The following is a 3,141-nucleotide window of genomic DNA, read 5'->3' as shown; positions in this document are numbered from 1 at the left end:
TAGATAAGATTTTAAAAAATATCAGCGTTTCTGAAGTTACATACCCCGTGATAAATTCTAAAGCGGATGCTCAAGCTTTTATCGGACTAAATATGGAACAACTCAACAATGAAAAGCATAAATTCTTAGAAGAAGTCGTTAAAAAGAACTGGCCAAGAGCAAGCTATGTCATAGAGCAAACCCAGATGTGAGGGGCCAGACTGTGTCATCAGCTACAATGGCGAGACTATAAAATCTTTTATTTAAGTGGCTGTTTATCATGATGATACTCGGTAACTGTACATGAGCATAACCTGCATCATGGCAGGTTTTCAATCTCGTAGTGGCATTGTCCTCTTAATTTATTGAGCATACTGTCTCAAAGTTAAATGTCCGATGGGATTAGACCTGAACAATTTAATCTGTGCTATTTAGGACGGGTCATCTAAGTCATAAAAACCGCCTCGTTACCTTGGCGGTTTTTTTTATTGTTCCTAATGCACCATCAGGCTAAATCAAACACCAGTGCGGTAACAGGGTCTTGGTTTGCACTAAATAGCACGGCTTGCTCGGCAGTAATATGTGCGCCATCTCCGGGGGTTAATTCAACGTCATTCACCTTAAGCGTCCCTTCTACCAGTTGCACGTATAACTGACGACTCATATCTTGCGTTGGCAGCTGCACTTGCTCATTGGGCGTAAGTTGCAGGCGATATAAGGTGGCATCCTGCTGTACTTTTAAGGTGCCATGTTCACCTGTTGGGGTGACAACGGCGGTCAGCGCCGCCGTTTGTGCAAAGGCCTGTTGTTGATAGCCAGCATCAATCCCTAGGGTATCTGGTTGGATCCAGATCTGCAAAAAGTGCAATGGCTCAGTGTCTGATGCATTATATTCGCTGTGATAAATCCCTTTGCCGGCAGACATTAACTGAAACTCCCCCGCGGGTAAGGTCTTGATATTGCCAAAGCTATCCTTGTGGGCAATGGTGCCTGAAATTACATAACTGATGATTTCCATGTCTTTATGGCCATGGGTTTCAAAGCCTGCACCTGGCGCGACTCTGTCATCGTTTATGACTCGTAAGGATGACACACCCATATGCTGTGGATCGTAATAGCTCGCAAACGAGAAGGTATGTTGACTCTTTAACCAGCCGAAGTCTGCCTGTCCTCGGTCCTGCGCTTTACGTATGCGGATCATGGTTCACTCCTTATTTTACGCGTGCAGTTAACAGGTTGTCGGCACTGAGTTTGCCTGCGCCGGAAATGGTCAATGACAGTGTGGCGGCGAGCAGGGCTAACCCAAACTCGTAGCCGTTATTGCTCAGAAATAAGCCGTTACCTATGTGAACCGAGAAAATCGCGACCACCATAGTAAAGGACAATACCAATGCTGTCGGGCGAGTCAGTAAGCCGATTATTATGAGTAAGCCGCCAAAGAATTCACTTGAACCCGCCATCAGCGCCATTAAGTAGCCCGGAGTTAAGCCGATGGAGGCCATCCATTGTCCTGTGCCTTCTAAACCGTAGCCACCAAACCAGCCAAAGAGTTTTTGCGCGCCGTGGGCCATTAAAATTATTCCGATGGGAATACGTAGGGCTAATGGCGCGAAACTGGGTGTTGATGTCAGTAATTTGGTGATGAGTGTTTTCATGGGGTCTTCCTTATTTCAAATTTTTTAATTAATTCGTTAATGGTCTAGTCGTTAGAGATTTGCTAATCATCTCGATTGATTTAGAGTTTATTCTTGACCTTACCCAAAGAAAATCGGAACATTTTCAATTGATATTTCAAATAATTTGAATGTGAGACTGCTATGTTGCCAGCGATAAGTCTTGACGGGTTAATAGTGCTCGATGCGATTGATAAGAAAGGTAGTTTTTCGGCAGCGGCTGAATCCTTGTTTAGGGTGCCGTCGGCACTGACCTACACAGTTCAGAAATTAGAGAGCGACTTAGGCGTAAAATTATTTGAACGTAAGGGCCAGCGTGCTGAGCTGACCTTAGTTGGCCAACTTGTGCTGCGCCAAGGGCGGGAGATCCTTGCTGCAACCTCAAGGCTTGAAGCGGCCGTCCGGCAACTCGAAACAGGTTGGGAGTCGACATTAACCTTAGCTATCGATACTGTGGTGCCCGATTTACCTCTGCTAAAACTTATCGCCGAATTTACCGAATTAGGTAAACAGGTGACCATTAATATCACTGAGGAATCCTTGGGCGGTGGTTGGGATGCGCTCTATTCTGGCCGAGCCGATATCGCCATTGGGGTGACAGGGGAGTTGCCCAAGGGGCAATATCATTTAGTCGAAATCGGCATGCTAGAATTTGTATTTGCTCTTGCGCCCAATCATCCTTTAGCGCAGTTTGACCATCCCATTGCGACTGAAGCGCTATTACAATTTCCCTCCATCGTGGTGGCGGATAGTTCGACCGCCTTGGCGCAGCGCTCCAGTGGCTTGTTTGATAGCAGGCAAGTGATCCGCGTGCCCAATATGCAGACCAAGATTAAAGCCCAGCAGCTAGGGTTAGGTGTGGGCTATCTTCCTAAGCATTTGATTGTCGATGAGTTGGCTTCAGGAACATTAGTTGCGTGTCAGCTTGAGATCCCAAGGCCCGCACAAGCGGTGTTTTTGGCGTGGCGCAAGGGGAGTCAGGGTAAAGCGCAGGCGTGGTTTGCAGAGCGTTTACCCCATTGTAATTGGTTGTTTTAACACAAGATGGTCAAAATAAAATAACAAGTCGCCGTCCTCGTACCTCACTACTGTAACGGCGGCGCGCTCACACGGAGCACGTTAAGTGGCTGGTTTCATGTATGTACGTAGGGCGAAAGCTGAACCGCTTAATAAAATATGGACATCCACCTTACATGGCGCTGCCGTTAACCTCCGACTATGCTTTGGTTAAGCATTAAACAAGGAGGTTTGTATGCCGCGCCCTCGCAGAACTCAGATAAGTCTTGAAGACACCCCTTATTACCATTGTTGTAGCCGCGTGGTGCGGCGTGCATTTTTATGTGGTGATGATGCCTATTCGGGGAAAAATTATGACCATCGCCGTGGTTGGGTTGAATCGCTACTGTTTGAACTTGAAGCAGTTTTTGCTATTGATATCGCGGCCTTTGTGGTGATGTCCAATCATCTGCATCTGGTGCTGCGAGTCGAT

Annotated in this window: 3 protein-coding genes and 2 pseudogenes; 3 read left to right on the top strand and 2 right to left on the bottom strand. The window is 46.7% G+C overall.

All coding sequences use genetic code 11. The annotated features are described in order from the left end of the window. A pseudogene (locus ACRCZA_RS16225) lies at positions 1–191 on the top strand (hypothetical protein); the annotation flags it as partial. 293 nt (positions 192–484) lie between these two features. On the opposite strand, the gene ACRCZA_RS16220 reads toward ACRCZA_RS16225, so the two are convergent. After that, complete coding sequence (locus ACRCZA_RS16220) at positions 485–1,180, bottom strand: pirin family protein (RefSeq protein ID WP_438675417.1); 696 nt, start codon at positions 1,178–1,180, stop codon at positions 485–487. A 10-nt stretch (positions 1,181–1,190) separates the two neighbouring features. After that, positions 1,191–1,634, bottom strand: a complete 444-nt coding sequence (locus ACRCZA_RS16215) for a DoxX family protein (RefSeq protein WP_438675416.1) — start codon at positions 1,632–1,634, stop codon at positions 1,191–1,193. 162 nt (positions 1,635–1,796) lie between these two features. Here ACRCZA_RS16215 and ACRCZA_RS16210 point away from each other — a divergent pair, with 162 nt between their 5' ends. Both ACRCZA_RS16210 and ACRCZA_RS16205 read left to right on the top strand, forming a co-directional pair. Next, on the top strand, positions 1,797–2,690 hold the full coding sequence (locus tag ACRCZA_RS16210) for a LysR substrate-binding domain-containing protein (RefSeq protein WP_438675415.1): 894 nt from the start codon (positions 1,797–1,799) through the stop codon (positions 2,688–2,690). 214 nt (positions 2,691–2,904) lie between these two features. After that, positions 2,905–3,141 (top strand): annotated as a pseudogene (locus tag ACRCZA_RS16205) (transposase); the annotation flags it as partial.

The organism is Shewanella sp. (genome assembly GCF_051658185.1).
Taxonomy (GTDB): domain Bacteria; phylum Pseudomonadota; class Gammaproteobacteria; order Enterobacterales; family Shewanellaceae; genus Shewanella.
The sequence above is the reverse complement of the archived record's forward strand: the minus strand, read 5'-3'. Positions and strand labels throughout refer to the sequence as shown.